Genomic DNA, 2,287 nt, shown 5'->3' with positions numbered 1-2,287 from the left:
CTGCTCGTAGTCGATGAGCGCCCCGTCGTCACGGTGGCAGTGGCCGCCGTGGCACAGCGAGTAGCCCGGGGGAGGACTGGCCGGATTGAAGCTCCCGCCGGAGCCTCCCGCGCTGAGGGCAATCAGCTCGATGCTGGACAGCTGCATCGAGCCCGACTCCACGCGCACCTGGTAGTCCGAGCTCAGCCGCTGGTAGCCGTTCCCCGCGTCGCGAGCGGGCAGGGTCTCGTACGCGGCGCGCACGGTGGGCTCCACCACGGCGAAGCCCTGGCCGGCGTCCCACGCGCAGCCCCCGAGGGCGAGGCAGGAGAGGAGGAGGAGTTCGCGGCGCATGGCTCAGGTCCCCTGGCCCTTCAGCCCGTTCTCCAGGCGCCTCACCAACTCCTCCATGCGCTGGAGGTACGTCTGCCCGCCGCGCACGTCGGTGCCCGCGGGCATGACGACGAGGGGGGAGGGAATCTTGCTCGACACCAGCCGGGCGGTGGTGTTCGGGTAGTAGTCCTCCTGCAGCAGCATCCGCGCCTTGCGCTGGCGCCCCATCCCCAGCACCTGGGCCACGTGGGCGGGGTTGGGCGGGATGCCCGGCTTGGGCTCGAGGAAGGCGATGGTGGCGAAGCCCAGCCAGTCCGCCAGGTACGCGGTCGTCCGGTGGTAGGCCACCACGGGCACGCCCTTGAGCCCCGCGAGGCGCTGCTCCCAGCCGGCGCGCGCCTTCTCCACGTCGGCGGTGAACTTCGCCAGGTTGGCGCGGTAGGCGTCCGCGTTCTTCGGGTCCAGCGAGGCCATCCGGTCGGCGATGCCCTGGGCCACCAGCAGCGTGGCCCTCGGGTCGTAGAGGAAGTGCGGGTTGCCGCCCGGGTGCACGTCACCCTGGCTGCGATCCGTGGTCTGGGGCACCTCCAGCGGGCGGATGAACTGGGCCACCTCGAGGTAGCCCGGGCCGCCGACGATGATGCGCGGGTTGCGCGCGCCATTCTGGAGCGTGGGCAGCCAGCCGATCTCCAGCTGCAGGCCGATGGCGAGCAGCAGGTCCGCGCGGTTGAGCTCGAGGGCCAGGTTGGGCTTGGCGTCCACGAAGTGTGGATCCTGCGTGGGCAGCGCCAGCGGGATGACCTGCGCCTTGTCGCCGCCCACGGCCTTGGCGACCGCGGCGAGGTCCGGCGTGCTGGCCACCACCCGCAGGTCGGCGCGAGCGGGCAGGGTGAGGAGGCAGAGGAGGGCGGCGCTCAGGGCCGCGAGGAAGCGAGGGGGGCTCATGAAGGACTCCTGGAGCGAGAGGGTTTCAGAAGGCATGGGCGCCGTGCGCGCCCATCACCACTTCGAGTGCGAGGAAGACCGAGTAGTCCGGGCGATCGCGCCAGCCGACGAGGTCGGTGGCGCCCTGCAGGCGCAGGCGGGAGAACTCGGTGGGCCAGAAGGTGACGTTGGCGGAGAGTCGCTGGCGGTCGTCGGCCCAGTCGGGGTCGAGCGGATCCACCGCGAGGCCGCCATCCATGTTGCGCGCCGGAGTGCCGAGCTCGTAGCGGCCCGCGGCGGCCCAGCGCTGGGCGAAGCGCCAGGAGAGCTGTCCGTAGGCGCTGACGTCCGAGAGCACGTCCTGGGGCACCTGGCGGCGCCGGTAGAGGACCTCGGCCTGGAGGGCGATCGTCGTGAAGGAGCCTCCGCTGAGGGGCCGGTACTTGAGGTACACGTCCGTGCCGTACACGTCCGTGCGGTTGTGGTAGCCGGTGGGGTTGGGGCCGTTGGCGCCCGACAAGCCCCACAGCAGCGACAGGTCATCCGACAGCTCGAAGAACTGCTTCACCGCCCCGGTGAATTGGAAGTCGAGCGGCGAGGTGACGCCGCCGGTGTCCGTGCCGAGGAAGCTGCGCGCGGTGCTCCCTCCGCTGGCGTCGGAGACCGAGCCGAGCACCTCCACGTACCAGGGCAGCGGGGTGAGCCAGGACAGCTCCGCGCCCAGGCCCCGGTTGCCCTCGGCCCCGAAGACGCGGCCGATGGCGAAGGGCTGGTCCACGAAGTCCCAGGCATGGGGGTGGGTGGGGTTGATGCGGCCGAAGTGGGTGAGGAACTGGCCGGCGCGCGCCTGGAGGTTGGCGGGGAGGTTCGTGGTGGTGGCGTACGCCTCTTCCACCTCCACGCCGAACTGGCTGAAGACGATGTTGCTGTCGAAGCGGAAGTACGGATCCACCACCGCGTTCACCGACATCTCCAACTGCTGGAGGTTGAAGCCGCTGCCCCCCGGATCATGCCCGCCCGTCTGGAGCGGCTCCTTGGAGGTGAAGGCGGC

At 71.1% G+C, this 2,287-nt stretch carries 2 protein-coding genes and 1 pseudogene; all 3 read right to left on the bottom strand.

Annotation, left to right across the window (positions count from 1 at the left end):
• Positions 1–333 (bottom strand): annotated as a pseudogene (locus tag VF697_RS40765) (hypothetical protein); the annotation flags it as partial.
• A 3-nt stretch (positions 334–336) separates the two neighbouring features.
• Entirely contained in the window at positions 337–1,257 is a 921-nt protein-coding gene (locus VF697_RS40760) for a metal ABC transporter substrate-binding protein (protein WP_331103799.1), read from the bottom strand.
• Between the two features lie 25 nt (positions 1,258–1,282).
• Positions 1,283–2,287, bottom strand: a 1,005-nt coding sequence (locus VF697_RS40755; RefSeq protein ID WP_331103797.1) for a zinc-regulated TonB-dependent outer membrane receptor, incomplete at its 5' end; no start/stop codon positions are given.

The sequence above is a fragment of the Archangium sp. genome (genome assembly GCF_036388035.1).
Taxonomy (GTDB): domain Bacteria; phylum Myxococcota; class Myxococcia; order Myxococcales; family Myxococcaceae; genus Archangium.
The sequence above is the reverse complement of the archived record's forward strand: the minus strand, read 5'-3'. Positions and strand labels throughout refer to the sequence as shown.